The organism is Microcoleus sp. FACHB-831 (assembly GCF_014695585.1).
Lineage (GTDB): Bacteria > Cyanobacteriota > Cyanobacteriia > Cyanobacteriales > FACHB-T130 > FACHB-831.
In genome coordinates this window covers 88318-106014 of sequence record NZ_JACJON010000009.1, presented here as the reverse complement: position 1 = coordinate 106014, position 17697 = coordinate 88318, and the positions used below count along the sequence as shown (strand labels likewise).

The 17697-nt window shown below is 45.6% G+C and carries 9 protein-coding genes; 5 read left to right on the top strand and 4 right to left on the bottom strand.

Annotated elements, in window-relative coordinates:
- Positions 1-55 precede the first annotated feature (55 nt).
- The gene (locus H6F77_RS00575; protein WP_190484205.1) at positions 56-409 is read left to right on the top strand and encodes a winged helix-turn-helix transcriptional regulator; all 354 of its coding nucleotides are present in this window, start codon (positions 56-58) and stop codon (positions 407-409) included.
- Positions 410-467: 58 nt separating this feature from the next.
- On the opposite strand, the gene H6F77_RS00570 is transcribed toward H6F77_RS00575, so the two are convergent.
- The 3 genes from H6F77_RS00570 to H6F77_RS00560 form a co-directional block, all read right to left on the bottom strand.
- On the bottom strand, positions 468-1973 hold the full coding sequence (locus H6F77_RS00570) for a phenylacetate--CoA ligase family protein (RefSeq protein ID WP_190484203.1): 1506 nt from the start codon (positions 1971-1973) through the stop codon (positions 468-470).
- 23 nt (positions 1974-1996) lie between these two features.
- Positions 1997-4645, bottom strand: coding sequence for a PAS domain-containing sensor histidine kinase (locus H6F77_RS00565; RefSeq protein WP_190484200.1), 2649 nt, complete (start codon positions 4643-4645; stop codon positions 1997-1999).
- Positions 4646-4814: 169 nt separating this feature from the next.
- Entirely contained in the window at positions 4815-6716 is a 1902-nt protein-coding gene (locus H6F77_RS00560; protein ID WP_190484198.1) for a sensor histidine kinase, read from the bottom strand.
- A 213-nt stretch (positions 6717-6929) separates the two neighbouring features.
- Here H6F77_RS00560 and H6F77_RS00555 point away from each other — a divergent pair, with 213 nt between their 5' ends.
- Genes H6F77_RS00555 through H6F77_RS00545 form a run of 3 tightly spaced genes read left to right on the top strand, consistent with a single transcriptional unit; the run spans position 6930 to position 11042 of the window.
- Entirely contained in the window at positions 6930-8348 is a 1419-nt protein-coding gene (locus H6F77_RS00555) for a protein kinase domain-containing protein (RefSeq protein ID WP_190484196.1), read from the top strand.
- Positions 8349-8402: 54 nt separating this feature from the next.
- Positions 8403-8729 carry a response regulator gene (locus H6F77_RS00550; protein ID WP_190484194.1) on the top strand — a complete coding sequence of 109 codons (327 nt, stop codon included), beginning with the start codon at positions 8403-8405 and terminating at the stop codon, positions 8727-8729.
- Between the two features lie 48 nt (positions 8730-8777).
- Complete coding sequence (locus H6F77_RS00545) at positions 8778-11042, top strand: serine/threonine-protein kinase (RefSeq protein WP_190484192.1); 2265 nt, start codon at positions 8778-8780, stop codon at positions 11040-11042.
- A gap of 169 nt (positions 11043-11211) precedes the next feature.
- On the opposite strand, the gene H6F77_RS00540 is transcribed toward H6F77_RS00545, so the two are convergent.
- Positions 11212-11631 (bottom strand): response regulator transcription factor, encoded by a 420-nt coding sequence (locus tag H6F77_RS00540; protein ID WP_190484190.1) that lies wholly within the window; start codon positions 11629-11631, stop codon positions 11212-11214.
- An 868-nt stretch (positions 11632-12499) separates the two neighbouring features.
- Here H6F77_RS00540 and H6F77_RS00535 point away from each other — a divergent pair.
- Positions 12500-17425 (top strand): PAS domain S-box protein, encoded by a 4926-nt coding sequence (locus H6F77_RS00535; protein ID WP_190484188.1) that lies wholly within the window; start codon positions 12500-12502, stop codon positions 17423-17425.
- Positions 17426-17697: the final 272 nt, after the last annotated feature.

Sequence of the window (17697 nt, the reverse complement as noted above, 5' to 3'; positions counted from 1 at the left end):
AAGTATATTATGTAAAGTATGCACTTTAAAGTAAGATAGTACCCAAAAAGATACTATGGAAGCTCAAACCCCCCCTACGCCTGCTTACCAAGTAGAAGACAGCGATAATTACAATAGAAAAACTTGTCCTGCGGAAATCGCATTGAAGGCAATTAGCGGACGATGGAAGCTTTTGATTGTAAGGGAGCTATGGTCAGAAGTAAGACGTTTTGGTGAGTTGCAACGAGCCTTAGAGGGAATTACCCAGAAGATGTTAACGCAGCAGCTCAGAGAAATGGAGCAAGACGGAATTATTCATCGCGAGGTCTATTTGCAAATTCCTCCTAAAGTAGAATATTCTTTAACGCCATTAGGAGAAACTTTGAAACCAATTATCGAAGCCATGCATGAATGGGGGACGAAGTTGTGAAATTATTCTCTCGTTCCCAGGCTGGAACCTGGGAACGAGTAACGAGTAACACGAGTAACTACTGCCGGGTGTAGCGATGCTTGACGCCAATGGGGAAATATTCTGGATCGCCAGTTGGGGTTAATGCAATTTGTGGCATTTGATATTCGGAGGGGACATAGTTGGCAAATTCGCTATTAAGTCGCTTTAATTGGGAGAGGAGAGAGCGCGCGATCGCCTCCCTCTTCTCGTCGCTACCTTCTACACCAGGCGCTAACTCCACAACAACAGAAAGAAATCGATTCTTATCAAGATCTTCCTTAACTTGCATCACAAATTTACCAGTTACCCACTCTTTGATAACAGGTTGCTCTAACCCCACCGTCACATTTTCTGGGTAGATATTTGCACCAAAATAAGAGACTGTAAAGTTAGAACGTCCAAAAACATAAACGAAAGGCAACTGATGAATCCCTCTTCCATCCTGTTGCTGCAATGTTTCTACGGGGTTGAATCCCCAGCGTGCAAGAAACTCAATCATCGCATCATAAGAAATTATGCCGCCAGTATCAGCGATGTGATAGCGCACCAGGGGAATACCGTTATCTCCTGAAAATAATAATGTGCCTTCTTCAACTTCAAAAAAGCGGCTGAGGGGATCGTATTGTACGAGGGTAGGGAGACGCGATTCTCCAAATAGTGCCTTAGCCGCTTCTGGATTATTAGCTAAAAAACTACGAATACAAATACTCAGCGGTGTCTCGTTACCTAAAACACCTGCATCAGCAGTTCCATACAGTGACGCTGAATCATAAAATTGATTTGTCGAACCAACTCTTTCACCAACTAGACTGCGCCACTCTTCGCTAAAGACTTCCCCAGCAAAAACCATCTTTATTTGATATTTCTGCCACTCCACTCCACGCGCAATACCGCTATCAACAACATCTTTAATAAATGGCGGATATCCCAACAGTACAACTTGATCGAAACCCTCACCAAGTTCCTGCACAACTCGGAATATTTCTTCTTTGTTGTTTCCGGGAGTAATAACGGCAATCGGGTAGCCTTTACTAGCGAGATAGCGACAGCAATTCGCCGTAAATATTCCGCCTACCCAAGTACCCAAAGTAAAGCAGATGACGGCTAAAGTGCGGCGAGTATCGGCATAAAAGCTATCGTGGAATATTTGCTCAAAACGTGTAGCAATCTGGAGTTCATCGGTAAAAAAACGCGGCCAAAATGTAGGCTTTCCCGTTGAGCCAGAGGAAACAGCGATCGCGTCGCAGTTTTCTAGCTTTCCGTTGCGACAAAACTCTGCGAGTGGGTGAAGTCGCAGATAGTTCTCTTTAGTAATTAGGGGTAGTTTTTGGAAATCCTCGAAAGTTTGGATAGAGGAAGGATCTATACTGTGTTGCGCGAGAAAGTCTTTGTAAGCTGGTACGGTAGCAGCAACATCATGAAACAAAGCGATCGCACTTGCTTCTGGGGGATTTGTGCGATATTGTTCCAACCGCGTTTGCAAAGGTGTATTCAGGAACGATTCAAACCCTGCGATCGCTTTTTGACGTTGTGAATCTTGCATCTTGTTATTTCTGCAATTACGATTTAACTCAGTATGTGGGGAGGTTCCTGATTTGGCTGGTTAATCGGCACTTGAATAATAAACTCCGTTCCTTGTCCTGGTGCTGAATTACACCTCAATGCACCACCATGTTTCTCTACTACAATTGACTGAGAAATTGATAAACCCAAACCAGTACCTTTACCTGCTGGTTTTGTTGTAAAAAATGGATCGAACAGACGACTGCGTATTGACTCTGGCATTCCCTTACCATTATCCGCAATAGCGATCGCTACCTGATTTCCCTCTACAACATAAGTGCGAATTGTAATTGTAGGTGAGAAAGTTGGTTTGCCTATGGCATCATCAAGAGCATCAATTGCATTGCCTATAAGATTCATAAACACCTGGTTTAGTTGTCCGGCAAAACACTCAACAGGGGGCAACTTCCCGTATTCTTTAATCACCTGAATGCCAGGATGATCCGCTTGGGCTTTCATGCGGTTTTGCAAAATCATCAGCGTGCTATCGATGCCTTCGTGAATATCAACATCTTTCATCGCCGCTTCGTCCAGGCGAGAGAAGTTTCGCAAGCTACGCACAATCTCACAAATGCGAGAAGCACCCATTTTCATTGAAGACAGCATTTTAGGTAAATCTGTCCTCAAAAAATCTAGGTCTATGGCTTCCATTTCATCCACAATTGCAGGTGTGGGATTAGGGTATTCCTGTTGATAAAGAGATATCAAACCCAGTATGTCTTCCACATATTCCCAGATATGGGGAAGGTTGCCGTAAATAAAACTAACAGGGTTATTAATTTCGTGGGCGACACCAGCGACAAGTTGCCCCAAACTAGACATTTTTTCGGTTTGAACCAGTTGCGATTGCGTCTGCTGAAGTTCGCGCAAGGTTTGTTCTAACCTAGTTGTTTGTTGTTGTAGAGAAGCGATTAATCCCGCCTGTGCAGCTTCCGATTGCCGCAATGCTTCTTCGGAATGTTTGCGATCGCTAATATCTGCGATCGTACCCGTGAATCTATAAGGTTTACCCGATCCGTCACGCACGCATTTGCCCTTCGCCTCAACCCACAACCATCGACCATCTTTGTGTTTCATGCGATGGATATTGTTATAAACAAGCGTATTTCCATCTAGATGGTTTTGGATTTGTTGAATAGTTATGGGTAAATCGTCTGGATGAACCCTATCCGACCATGTGGTTAATAGGTGCGGTATTTCACCTTCACTATATCCAAGTATTTCCATCCATACGCTGGAAAGAAATACTCCACCTGTTCTCAAATCCCAATCCCAAACGCCATCATTAGTTGCAGAAACCGCAAGCTTAAATCGTTCTTGACTATCTTTTAGGTCAAGCATAGCTTTTTTGCTATGAGTAATATCTCTACCAGTGCCAGTTGTGCCCAAGATATTACCTGATTCGTCGCGCAATACTATGGCGTTAAAACTTAGTTGAATTGGCGTTCCGTCCTTACGCAGATGGGTAGTTTCGTACTGGAGATAGGAATGCCCCTGTGAAATGAGAGCAACCACCTGCTTATCCTTTTGTACTTGTTCGGGTGTTTGGAAATCGCTGAAGTGACGCCCGATCATTTCTTGGGGTTCGTAACCATACATATATCTAACAGCTTGGTTTACGAACGTATAATGCCCAGAAGCATCGACTGACCAGATCGTGTCCTGGGATGTTTCTACCAAATGGCGGTATTTTTGCTCGCTCTGTTTAAGCGCTTCCTCCGCCATTATGCGATCGCTAATTTCCCTCTGTAATTGGGCGTATGCGTTGCTTAAGGACGTTATCGCATTTTTGAGCTGGACTGTACGTTCCTCTACTCGGAATTCCAACTGTTCGTTAGCTTTTCGCAGCGATTCCTCCGCCTGCTTGCGCGAATTAATATCCCGCGCTACCCAAATCACCAAATTTGAGCGCAGGGGTGAAATACTCACATCGAACCAAATCTCGCGCTCTTGGATGGGTACTGAATATTGAACTGCGAGCGTCTGCTGGGTTTCTAAAGCGTGGTGAATGTAGCCGAGAAATAAATCAGCTTGCGATCGCGGCAAAGTTTCGTGCAAAGTCTTGCCAATCAACTCTGGAGCGGGTTTGTACAAAAGATCTGGATTCGTCGGTGCAATTTTTAGATAACGTCCCGACCGATCGAGGACTAGAACTACATCAGTCATAGCAGCGAGTAGCGCCCTCATTTCTGCCTCAGATTCTTGTAATGCTGATTCTGCTAGCTTGCGGTCTGTTATGTCTTTAGCTAGAAAAATAAAATACTTTGGTTCGCCATTAGGCTCGCGCACAAGTGAAACTGTTTGGTTAACCCAGACTTGGGAACCATCTTTGCGAATGTAGCGCTTCTCTAGCGAGTAAGTTTGTATTTCACCTGCTAACAGATGTAACGCATAAGCCATCTCAACATCGCCATCTTCTGGGTGGGTGATGTCTTGGCTTGCTAACCCCAGCAGTTCCTCACAGGTGTAGCCGAGAATATCGCAAAATTTAGGATTTATCCGCAGCCAATGGCCGTCAGAGGCTACATGGGCAAGACCAACGGCAGCCCTCTCGAATGTGGCGCGGTATGTTTGCTCAACTTGACACATAACATCCTTTGCTTGTGCTAGGTAAGCGATTTTATTAGTCGATTTTTGGCACGCTGATATCATATAAATCGCTCCCTATATATAAATATTTATTAATATCGCTGATGCTACCCCTACTTTGCTATTAACAACAATTAGCGGGGTTTCTGCCGCGATCGCGGATATAGTTACAACTGCACCATCACACTGACAAACGTCTGCCCATCGGCTATACTTGCAAACCCTTTTTTATTTAAACCCCCGACGCCTGTCGAATCGGGACTTCTACTACAAACTCTGTACCCATCCCAGGCGTGGAACTACACCTCAATTGGCCCTTATGTTTTTCAACGACAATCTGGAAACTAATAGCTAAACCCAACCCAGTGCCTTTTCCCATCGGCTTTGTAGTAAAAAACGGGTCGAAAAGCCTTTTTTGCACATCCAGAGCCATACCAGGGCCGTTATCTTTAATACGAATCAAAACTCGATTGCTATCTGGCAGTTCAGTACAAATTTGAATACAAAGATTGGTTTGTTCTTGGTCTGCCGATAACTGAGCGTTAACCGCCGACCGATGACTGCTCTCTAAAGCATCAATGGCATTACTAATTAAATTCATAAAAACTTGATTTAGCTGTCCTGGATAGCACTCAACTTTGGGCAAACAGCCATACTCTTTAATGACCTGAATAGTGGGATTACCTGACCTTGTTTTTAACCGATTTTGTAAGATTAGCAGAGTGCTATCTATGCCATCGTGAATATCCACCGATTTCATTTCTGATTCATCTACACGGGAGAAATTGCGTAAAGATACAACTATTTGTTGAATGCGATTCGCCCCTATCTTCATAGAAGATAGCAGTTTGGGCAGGTCTGAAATTAGGAAATCTAGGTCAATGGCTTCTGCGTGTGATTCAATTGCCGGAACGGGTTGGGGATACTGTTGCTGATAGAGATTCAGGAGCTTGAGCAAGTCTTGGGTATATTGATCGGCATAAATGAGATTGCCGTAGATAAAGTTAACCGGGTTATTGATTTCGTGAGCAACACCAGCAACTAGCTGCCCCAGACTAGATAGCTTTTCGCTTTGAATAAGTTGGGATTGAGTAAGTTGTAGATCTCGCAAGCTTTGTTCTATCCTCAACGATTGTTCTCGCAACTGACTCTCCGATTGTCGCAATGCCTTTTCCACTATTTGACGTTCCTTGAGTACAGCCGCCAAAACCAAAGTTGTTACAGCAACGACACCAATAAAAGAGTCTAATAAAACTAAAGATTCATTGAGCGAGTCGCGCACGAACGGCCCAAAACCGTGAACCGTACCCAAAATAGCGATCGCCGACACGATGACGATTAATAATGTCGCACCGCGTTGACCAAACCGAAACGCCGACCACACCAACAGGGGAATCAGCATATACGCCACCGGATAACCCCCCCCAAAAGCGATCTGACCGCTAACAAGCACAAGCACGAGCAAGATTGCACCCTCGGCTACCTTAGAAATAGGCAAAGGAGCAAAAGCCTCATCTTCAATTGGGCTGCTATCTATTTCTCTTTCTCTCGTCTTGAGAATTTTGGCTTTTAACTTATTTAGCAGCTTGCTCCAAATCAGCAGCGCTGGCGTAAAAACGAGAACGCCGCCCACGTTCCCCATCCACCAAGTCCACCAAATATCTTTATAAGCTGACCAAGGCGCTATACCGCCCAAACACATACTCGTCGTGCCGAAAGTTGCAGCCACCAACCAAATCAGCAACCCTCCTATCACCACAAATTTGAAAACGCTACTCGCCCGATCTAGCAAATCGTGATGCCCTACAAATCGCTTTAGCAGGAAAGCGCCCAGTACGGGTGTTAAGGCATCTCCTACCGCACAGGCACTAGCAACTGCAATAACTGTAGCTGGCGATCCAGATATCGATGTGCTTACTGCTAAAAACTCTCCCAGCCAAATACCAGGCCAAACCCCATATCCCAGCCGTAAAATAGCTGCCAAGGCGATACCTGATGGCGGCCAGACTGGGGTCACGTTTCCAGGTAGGGAAACCAGTAAAAGCCCTAGTTTAGCGGCGCTATAGTATATGGCGGCAATAGCCATTACCACTATCAACTTTACTGCCCAATTAAGTAGCGCTTTAAATTTCATTTGTAAGATTTAAATTTGGATATATACAAGTCCTTTGTGCATTCTGACGCTTTTTGAGCGTGAAAAAATCCTATGTACTATGCAGTTCGCTTACTTGAGACGGCAGTAGCTCGGAAACATCTGTGTTGTTCGGCTATTCTAGATTCAGAGGTAGATTAGCGCGTAATTAAGTGACTGTGACATTTTCAAATTTTGCGGGAGGGTCTTGAACCAGTGATATCCCAACAACCTCTTCCCCCCGGACAAATTGTGGATAAGCGCTATCGTGTTGTGCGCCAGTTGGGGGAGGGTGGCTTTGGCCGCACCTATTTAGCTGAGGATATTAATCGCTTCAGCGATCGCTGCGTTCTTAAGGAATTTGCTCCCCAAGTTAAAGGCGCTTCTGAGTTGCAAAAAGCTAAGGAGTTATTTGAGCGCGAAGCCCGCACTCTCTACAATCTCCAGCACCCTCAAATTCCACGTTTCCGGGAAATGCTGCAAATCAGTTTTGCTAGCAATGAATACCTTTTGCTAGTGCAAGACTATGTGGAAGGCGACACCTATTTGCAACTCTTAAAGTCCGCTCGCAATTTTACCGAGTCAGAAGTATTGCTACTTCTAAGCCAGATTTTGCCCGTGCTGTCATATATCCACTCTCAAGGAGTGATTCACCGCGATATTTCCCCCGATAACCTGATACGGCGCACTTCTGACGCTTTGCCCGTCCTAATCGATTTTGGCGGTGTCAAACAAGTAGCGAACTCTGCTATCGGTCAATTTACCAATTTGTCTATAACGACTCGGATAGGTAAGGACGGATACGCACCAGAAGAACAGTTGCGAGGACAGGTTTATACTAATAGCGACCTGTACGGTTTGGGCGTTACTTGCCTAGTATTGCTTACAGGCAAAAATCCTAAAGAACTGTATGACAGCTATAACGCGGCGTGGCGCTGGGGACGGGAAATTAATGTCAGTCCTAAGCTGCAAACTGTGTTGCAGAAAATGGTAGCTTATCGAGCAGGCGATCGCTACTCTAGCGCCGCTGAAGTAATTCAAGCCCTTAAATTACCAACGCCTACACCAGCACCAACTCCATCCCTGTCACCGCTACAGCCAGCGTCACCGTCGCCAGCCCAAAAAAACATCAACTCACAGATCCGGACTCTAGTAGTTGCTCCAGCAGCCATTCCCCAAGCACCCAAACCCCAAGCACCCCCACCTCTAGTCCACCAGCAGCAGAAAGCGATTAAACCAATTGTTCCGCCCATTGGGATTCCCAAATGGCTGCGTAAATTTGTCTCTGCGATTGTCGGTATGACGTTACTTGTGTCTCTAGGAATTGGTGCGTGGGGCGTGCTTAAAGCCCGCATTAATTCCATAGCCTCTATCCCCAAATCTGGGGAAAAACCCAGCCCAACTATTACCAGTTCATCATCAAAGAATCGCACGGATAAACTATTAAGTCGCCGCAAAGCGCTGGGAATTAGCGAAGCTGTATTTAATGCCCAAGTTAACAAGCGATTTTATGCCAAACACCCAGAATTACGGGGACGCAGTTTAACGGCTGGGTCAGAGGATGCAGCATTGCGCCAAGAGTGGTACGAAGTTGCTTCAGATTTGCTAGATAAACTAGAGAAAGAGCGGCTTTAGTCCACCACGCGATCGCCCTAAACTTTACTAGATAGCTGCTAACGTTACACCAAAATGCATCTTGGTTATAAAACTGACATAGCTATTAATGCAGACCAACTATTAAAAATATTAGATAAAACTGCATATGACTTAGTTTTAAGTGATGGTATCTTGCAACAAAAAATCCGTCAAGGGAAGTATAAAAGTACGGCTCTAGTAGCAATTGCCATGACAGCAAACGCTATTAAAGAAGATCGAGAGGAAGGCCTAGATACGGGTATGAATGATTACCTAACTAAGCATATACGCAAAGAAGAACTCCAAGCCGTTCTGTTGCACTGGGAAGGTGTAATCATGGAGAAAAAGCGGATATTGCCAAATAATTTCGGTAAAGCCTAAATTACTTGTGGAATCTATGCTAGACCTTCGTGGAAAAATCCTCTGCCGATGAACCCCCTATATTGCAGTAAAGGACACGCAAACCCAACCGGAACTCGCTTTTGCCTGCACTGTGGCGAGAAGCTACAAGTTGCTGCGGGCAATAATGCTGAGGAGAATAATGGTATCTCTCAGGGGATGATATTGGGCGATCGCTATCGCTTTATCAGCGAAATCGGACACGGCGGATTTGGACGCACCTATCTAGCAGAAGACCTCAACAGGTTCAACGAACGTTGTGTATTAAAAGAATTTGCCCCACAAGCTCAAGGAACTTACGCCCTGCAAAAAGCCGAAGAGCTATTTGAGCGGGAAGCTGGCGTACTCTATGCGTTGCAACACCCCCAAATTCCCCGTTTTCGAGAGCTTTTTCGCGTTAACAACTCTGGCAAGGGACGGCTATTTCTAGTACAAGACTATGTGGACGGTCAAAGTTATCGTGCCTTGCTCGAATCTCGCAAACGCCAGGGATTGCGGTTTACAGAGTCAGAAGTCAAGCTGCTGATGCTCCAAATACTACCTGTTTTGGAGTACATCCACTCGCTGGGGGCGATCCACCGCGATATTTCCCCAGAAAATATAATTCTGCGTAATTCTGACGGGTTGCCTGTCTTAATTGACTTTGGGGGCGTCAAGCAAGTCGCAGCAACTGTGCAATCCCAGTACGAGCAACCAGGTGCAGACGGTGGAACCATGCCGATGCCGACTCGACTGGGAAAGGTGGGATATGCTCCCGACGAGCAAATGCAAAGAGGAGTGGTATTTCCTCACAGCGATTTGTACGCTTTGGCAGCAACTGTGTTGGTTTTGGCTACATGCAAAGAGCCTAGAGAGTTGATTGATGGGCAGACGCTGTTGTGGGACTGGCGGCGGGAAGTTAGCTTGAGTCAGCATCTGGGGGCAATTTTGGATAAGATGCTAGAGCGCAGACCGGGCGATCGCTACCAATCAGCCCGTGCAGTGCTTGATGCACTACAAACCTACCAACCTGCTCCGGATTTATCCCCTACTCTGCCACCACCACCACCCCCTGTTGCAACAGAAGCAACCGCAGTCGTTGCTCCTGCTCCACATCCCCACCGTACCCCCGTTGCCTCTAATCCTCCGCACCCCCAACCCCAACCCCAACCCCATCAAGGCGGAAGAGAGCAAGGCAGGGTAGCAAGCCCGAATCGTAATTCCCCAAACCCGACTATTCCTTCCCCAAGCGCTAAGTCCCAATCATCATTTATAGGCTTATTAGGAAAAGTTTTAGTTGTGTTAGTGATAATTGGCGCTGCTGGCGCTATTGGCTGGGTGGTTGGGAATACCTGGTTGCAGTCCGACTCGCAGCCAGAGACAAATCCGCCTGAAACTATCCCGCCGTCACCTACAACTACTCCGCCTGTTGAGGTGGAAAAGTCGCCACCGCCGATATCGACTAACGAGCAACAGCGCCAGAAATTACTAGAGCAGCGTCGCCAAGCGCTGGGAATTAGCCAGCAGTTTTATACTGACTTGGTGAATGAAGTTTTCTGGGCGCAAAATCCACAGTATAGGGGGCAAACTCCAGGTACGGGTTCCCAAAATGCACCTTTACGGGAGCGGCGGGACAATACGGCTGCTGCTTTACTTGGCAATCTGGAGCAGGCAAACTTGAGTTCGGATGCGCGTCGGCGTTTGGGAAGCTATGGTGCGAGTGACCGACAGCGGTGGAAGGAGCAAGTGAATAAGTTGCATTTGAGCAGCCGCGCTCTTTACGATCTAACTGATGCGAAGTATTTGTCTCTGCGTTCAGATTATTCTGCTAAAAGGTTGAATTTGACTTTTCAGGAGTTTTTGAATAAACCAATTGGTCAAATTTGGCACGCGATCGCAGCTGATAATGTAAAATCCGCTCAGTCTGGAACTGCTCTACAAACAATTCGCTTCGCTCCGGGCACAACTAGCACTGAGGTAAGCCGTACTCTTAAACTTGGTGATGGCATTGCTTACATTGCCCAGCTTAACGAAGGTCAGGCGATGCAAGTTCAGCTTCAAGGCTCTCCCTCTACCTTGCTTTCAATTTATCCACCAAGCAACACCCTTCCAGCTTTGCTAGAAGACTCGAAGCAAAAAACTTGGTCAGGCAATTTAGCTCAAGCGGGGTATTACGAGTTTGTGGTAGTTTCCAACTCCTCAAAGCCTGTTGATTTTAAACTCAATCTCACTGTTGAGAACGCGGAATCAACTCCCCCACCCGTAGAGTCTGAAACCCCCACTCCCTCACCCAGTTCTACAGATGAAGGCCTTTAAGCGATCGCCCATCTTTTTTATAAAATAAAACGTGTTTTTCTGATATGAAGCTCGCTAATATTTCAGGATATCGCCCTGCTGGAAAAATCGATTTCTATAACCGTTTTTCGTCTACTTTTAACCCCTCACTTGTTCAATTTTTTTACTTATAACTAATGTCTTCTTTCTTTTATGATTCATACTTTACGCTTTCTGTCGTACTATTATTAGACTCAATAAAATTTCTCACTACGCCGCGCAGTTGCTCGTTATCAAAAGGTTTAGTCAAGTATTCCGTTGCACCAGCAAGGCGTCCTTGCACTTTATCAAAAACCCCATCTCTGGCGGTCAGCATAATTATAGGTAGTCCGCTAAATTGAGGCAAACTGCGAATCGTGCGACAAAGTTCTAAGCCATCGACTCCAGGCATGGAAACATCTAATAATACAATCGATATTGTCTGGTGGTAAATCACTGACAAAGCATCCACTGCATTATCGGCTACTATGATTTTATATTCGTTTCCTAGTGCCCTTTTGACCATCTCTTGCATTATCGGGCTATCATCTACTGCAAGAATTATTGGTTGATTTGGTGAAACAAAACTCATATTCCTAACCCCTGTTTTATCAGTATATTTACTATTTTTTATTATTTGATCACTTGTTATTATAGGTCATATATTTAACAACGGCTAATTATAATCACCAAACAAGTCTAGCTTTTATATTTCGCAATTTACATAAATTCGGCTCTATTCCAGTTAATTTACTCTATAAAGCTGAAATATTAAGGTCTGCACAATTTACAATTTCAGGTTTTAGCATCTATAACGAAACAACAATCGCTGGTCTGCTAGATACACTTTCAGGGTGTCCCACTTTAATTTTCAATTCTCGCCTATTAATATTTTTTTACGATTTTCTCTGTCACGTTCGTTACAAAAATTTAGAATATATTATAAAAAAATCTTTATAATATGTTATTTTTAGTAATAAGCATGGTATAAGCAAAAATTTTGCAAAAATAGTGCCACAACAAATTACAGGGTGTGGCGCTAAAGCGGTACTTATTAGATAACATAAAAAAAGAATAAGGCCTCTGTAAATAGATATAAATTTTTTGGGAACAATATAGGTAAGAGGTGGTGTTAAGTTGGGCAAAGCTGTAGTTGGCGGCTCTAAGGCAATGAGCTAGGTAGCTTTTGTCGGGATGGAAAGAAATGTTTGTAGGTAAGGCTGCTTAGAGGCACGGCTATTAATGGCTGGGAATCGTTGCTTTAGGATAATTTTTTAGTACTAGAAGCAACCCATTAATATTTAAAGCGGCAGTATAAAAATAGATTAATTGCAATTGATTAGCAGGTTGGTCTTTAGGCAATGACGAGACGGGTGTAGAGGGAGTATAGATCGAGTAGTTGAAATATTAGCGATCGCTTTCATGTTGGAAAATCTGGCTGTGCAAAAGCGGGAACCTTTATGATGACACCGTTACCTTGTTACGAAGCACTCCGGCTGCACGAGTTGAGGCGATATCAACAGCTAAAGTCGTTTCCTGAAGCAGCCTTCAACGATCTGGCTCACCTAGCGGCTTACATTTGCCAAACGCCAATTGCTTTAATCAGCCTGATCGACTCAAAACGGCGGTGGCTCAAGTCAAAGTTCGGCTTGACACCAACAGCAATTCACCAATACCTAGCTTTGTCCTTCCATGCAATCCTGCAATCAGAAGCTTACCCATCAGGGGTGATGGTAGTAAGGGATACCTTAGCTGATGCCAGGTTTGCGACTAATCCGCTGCTAAGAGCGAACCCAAAAATTAGATTTTATGCAGGTGTACCCTTAGTCACCAGAGGAGGATTGACGCTGGGCGTCTTAACGGTGATGGACTATATGCCAAGAGAGTTAGACCCTCAACAACAAAAAGCACTTAAGACGTTAGCTAAGGCAGCGATCGCTCAATTGGAAATTTTAAAAAATTTAATGAGATTAACACAAACACTTGCAGCTCGCGATAATACGCCGTTGGGTAGCGATCGCGCAACGGAAGTAATGCGCCGACAAGCACTAATATTTGAAAAAATTAATGATGGCGTCATCCTGACAGATATCTTAGGCCAAATTATTGACTGCAACCCAGGTGCAGAAAGTATGTTCGGCTATAAAAAAAACGAACTTTTAGGCAAGACCCCGGAAATTTTACATCCGCTACAAAACACGCCGATGCAGACAGCCAAAGTGATAGAGGCGGTGATGCGCGAGGGGGGATGGTCTGGTGAAGTTACTTTCATCCGCAAGGATAGCACCGAGGGTATCTCGCACACAGCTGTCGTGCCATTGCACGATGAACAAGGCCATCTTGTTGCCATCATTTGGGTAAATCGCGATATCAGCGATCGTAAACAGACTGTCGAGGCGTTACACAAGAGCGAACAGAGGTTCCGCAAATTAGTCGAAACCACCAGCGCTTGGGTCTGGGAGGTAGATGCAAATGGTTTATATACTTATGCCAGCCCAAAAGTAAGCGATGTATTGGGTTATGAACCATCAGAGGTGCTGGGCAAAACCCCCTTTGACTTTATGCCCAAGGAAGAAGCTTCTCGCGTTGCTAATATCTTTAACCCGATTGTTATTGCACAACAGCCATTTTCGTTTCTGGAAAACACAAACATCCACAAACAGGGTCATATAGTCGCCCTCGAAACCAATGCAGTGCCATTATTTGATGCAGAGGGGCTATTTAGAGGTTATCGGGGAATAAATCGAGACATCAGCGATCGCGATTCGACGCAACAAGCATTGCACGAGAGTGAAGAACGGTTCCGGATGTTGGCCGAGAACTCCACCGATCTGATATCTCGACATAATCCAGAAGGAATTTACCTCTATGCTTCTCCGGCATGTCGCACTATCCTCGGCTATGCTCCTGAAGAGCTAGTTGGGCACTCTGCGTATGAGTTTGTGCATCCAGAAGATATTGCCAAAATCCGCAAAACTCACTCAGCAGTGATAGAGACACCAGATATTCACACAATTACTTACCGCATCCGCTGTAAAGATGGAGGCTATATCTGGTTTGAATCCGCCAGCCGCGCAGTACGTGACTCTAAAATCGATAATGTTTTAGAAATTCACGTGACATCCCGCGACATTACCGAACGCAAGCAAGCTGAAGAATCGCTGCGACAAAGCGAACAGCGCTTTCGTTTCCTGACCGAAGCCATCCCCCAACAGGTATGGACGGCGCGGCCAGATGGCGGACTAGATTACGTTAACCAGAGAGTTACAGACTATTTCGGGCGCACTAGCAAGCAAATGCTCGATTGGGGATGGCAGGATGTGGTGCATCCTGACGATGTGCCAGAGTGTATCGAGCGCTGGGTCAAGTCTCTGTCAACGGGAGAGCCTTACGAAGTCGAATTTCGCCTCCTGTGTGCAGAGACCGGAACCTATCGCTGGCATCTTGGCCGCGCCTTACCGTTGCGCGATGAGGAAGGTCGGATCGTTAGTTGGTTCGGGACAAACACAGATATAGACGATCGCAAGCGTGCAGAGTCGTCGCTGAAAGCGTCAATTAAAGAAGTAGCAGATATCAAGTTTGCACTGGATCAATCTTCGATTGTGGCTATGACCGATAGCACGGGAAAGATTACATACGCCAACGATAATTTCTGCCAAATTTCCAAATACTCTAGAGAAGAATTGATTGGAAAGAACCACCGCATCATCAATTCTGGATATCACCCCCAGGAATTTTTTAGCCAGATGTGGGGGACTATCACGAGGGGTGGTGTCTGGAAAGGTGAAATTAAGAACCGAGCCAAGGACGGAAGTTTTTACTGGGTGGATACGACAATTGTGCCCGTCTTGAACGCAGAGGGGAAACCACATCAGTATGTGGCAATTCGTCGAGACATCACAGATCGCAAGCGGGTGGAGGAAGAAAGCATCCAACTGCTAGAGAGAGAGCAGTTGGCACGGGCTGAGGCTGAGGCGGCGCGAAATGCAGCTGATGCAGAGCGATCGCGAACCGCAAACATTCTTGAAAGTATCACCGATGCTTTCTTTACCCTGGATACCGAATGGCGATTCACCTATCTGAACTCAAGAGCAGAACAGCTTTTGTTTACAACCAAAGATGAGTTGCTCGATCGGTGTCTGTGGGAGCAATTACCAGAATTTAATGGTTCTACCTTTGAACGAGAATATCGCAGAGCAGTTTCTCAACAAGTAACAGTTCATTTTGAAGAGTTTTATGCGCCGCTAGAAACGTGGTTTGAAGTGCGAGCTTATCCTTATCAAGATGGTTTATCGGTTTATTTCCGTGACGTTACAGTTCGTAAACAAGCAGAAACTGCTTTGTTGGAGCGATCGCGCCTTTCTTCCCTAGAAGCAGAGGTGGGAAGTGCCCTCGGCGGGAGCGCGACTTTACCCGAAAGCCTCCAAACTTGCACAAACGCAATGATCGAGTATCTCGATGCAAGCAATGCCTGTATCTGGACGTTTAACCAACACCTGGGCTGTTTGGAACGGCAGGCGTTAGCGGGACATCCCGAACGGGGCACAATCGGTCAAGAGATGTTTTCTAAGCGCCAGCTACCTCTGGACGGTTCAATGATTGGCTTCGTTGCCCAAACACATCAAAATTACCTGACGCAGTATAGCGGTCGGAGAAACGCGCCCGCCTTTGAAACGCGATTTTACAAAGGAATTGAAGCTGAAAGCTGTTCGCTAATTGCTGACAGTTATAGTGCTTGCTATCCTCTGATTGTTGAGAAGCGGCTAGTGGGCGTTATGGCTGTGAGCAAACAGAAACCATTCAGCGAGGCAGCTAATGATATGTTGTCTGCACCGCTAGCCAACGCGCTCGCCGTTGCCATTGACAGGTCTTGGACAAAAATTGCACTGCTTTCCCGTCGGGAATCCCTGCTTTTCCGCCTTGCGAACCAAATCCGCAACTCTCTAGATTTAGATACCATCCTGGGAACCGCCGTTCAGGAGATCCGGAGTTTGCTGCAAATCGATCGCTGTCACTTCCTATGGTGTTGGTTAGATCCAAAGTCGCCCGCTCTGACTGTAACTCACGAGAGTTTGGGCAATTCCAGGCTGGGGAGTTTGATGGGCGAGCAGCCGACTAAATACGTTAGCGTCTTGCTTGATAAAATGAGCAATCTGGAGACAATTCGTATTAACGATGTCGCCCAGGGTCAGAACGAATTAGATGCTTACAAGCAAGAAATTTTGGATCGTTTGGATATTACATCTCAGCTGGTGTTACCACTTAAGACCCACGCCGGACAGCTAGGAGCGATCGTTTGTAGCCATTGTCGTGGCCCTCGCGTGTGGACAGACAGCGAAGTGGATTTGCTGCAAGCCGTTGTTGACCAGCTAGCGATCGCTATTGACCAAGCAGAACATTACGCCCAAACCCGTGCAGTAGCTAGGGCAGCTCAAACCCAGGCTTATCAACTAGAGATAGCTTTGCACAATCTCAAGCAGACGCAATCGCAATTGATCCAGACAGAGAAAATGTCTAGTCTTGGTCAAATGGTGGCAGGTATCGCCCATGAAATCAACAACCCAGTCAATTTCATTACAGGCAACCTGACCCACACCAGCAACTACATTCAAGAACTGCTTGAGCTAATAGATCTATATCAACAGCGCTACCCCAATCCTCATCCAGATATTGCAGAATTTACCCAAGATATAGATTTAGAATTTCTGCTTACAGACCTACCAAAAATGCTGTCTTCTATGCACATAGGTGCCGAGAGAATACGCCAAATTGTAGTGTCTTTGAGGAATTTCTCTCGCTTAGATCAAGCAGAAAAAAAACCAGTTGATATTCATGAGGGTATCGATAATACCTTACTGATTCTCCATCACCGTTTGAAAGCGAACGGTACTAACACGGGAATTGAGATCGTCAAGGAGTATGGCAATCTACCCAACATAGATTGCTACGCGGGGCAGCTGAACCAAGTTTTTATGAACATTCTCAGCAATGCGATTGATGCCCTGGAAAATCACCCCGAACCCAAGATTATTACTATTAGTACGGAGGTTTTAAATCGTGTAGATATGTTGTCTGCTAAGTCTTTACCAGTACAGGCAGAGTTAAATCCATCTCCGGCCTCATTCGAGCCGCCGTCCCCAATCCAAAACCCTAACACCGTAATCATTCGCATTCGCGACAACGGGCCTGGAATGGCCCCGGATGTTGGCAAGTGCCTGTTTGACCCTTTCTTCACTACAAAGCCTGTGGGCAAGGGGACAGGTCTTGGTCTATCTATTAGCTACCAGATTGTGGTAGAGAAACATGGTGGTATTCTAAAGTGTATATCAGAACCGGGGCAGGGTGCAGAGTTTGTGATTGAAATTCCCTTTGATGCCAATTCCTAATAAATATTTAAAGTATTAGCCCGCCGTTGGTTCAAGTATTAATCTTAAATTGTTGCTGGCAATTTAAAGCTTTCCCGCCTATCGACAGGCAGCAGCGTTACAAAAGGTATTGGTGCATCTCGATTGTCAACTAAATAATTTGTAAGCTGGAGGTTTAGGCTGACATAATTGACCTTTAACCGCTAGACCGTCTCGTAGGGTAAACCAGTGCCTATAACGGTAATAATGTTTATATGGCCAGGTGCATTAGCCCTGCGGGTAAGCGATCCGCG

What these genes read in the sequence shown, in the direction of transcription:
- H6F77_RS00575 (WP_190484205.1), top strand. Translation starts at nt 56, where the DNA reads ATGGAAGCTCAAACCCCCCCTACGCCTGCTTACCAAGTAGAAGACAGC.
- H6F77_RS00570 (WP_190484203.1), bottom strand. Translation starts at nt 1,973, where the DNA reads ATGCAAGATTCACAACGTCAAAAAGCGATCGCAGGGTTTGAATCGTTC.
- H6F77_RS00565 (WP_190484200.1), bottom strand. Translation starts at nt 4,645, where the DNA reads ATGATATCAGCGTGCCAAAAATCGACTAATAAAATCGCTTACCTAGCA.
- H6F77_RS00550 (WP_190484194.1), top strand. Translation starts at nt 8,403, where the DNA reads ATGCATCTTGGTTATAAAACTGACATAGCTATTAATGCAGACCAACTA.
- H6F77_RS00540 (WP_190484190.1), bottom strand. Translation starts at nt 11,631, where the DNA reads ATGAGTTTTGTTTCACCAAATCAACCAATAATTCTTGCAGTAGATGAT.
- H6F77_RS00535 (WP_190484188.1), top strand. Translation starts at nt 12,500, where the DNA reads ATGATGACACCGTTACCTTGTTACGAAGCACTCCGGCTGCACGAGTTG.
- H6F77_RS00545 (WP_190484192.1), top strand. Translation starts at nt 8,778, where the DNA reads ATGAACCCCCTATATTGCAGTAAAGGACACGCAAACCCAACCGGAACT.
- H6F77_RS00560 (WP_190484198.1), bottom strand. Translation starts at nt 6,716, where the DNA reads ATGAAATTTAAAGCGCTACTTAATTGGGCAGTAAAGTTGATAGTGGTA.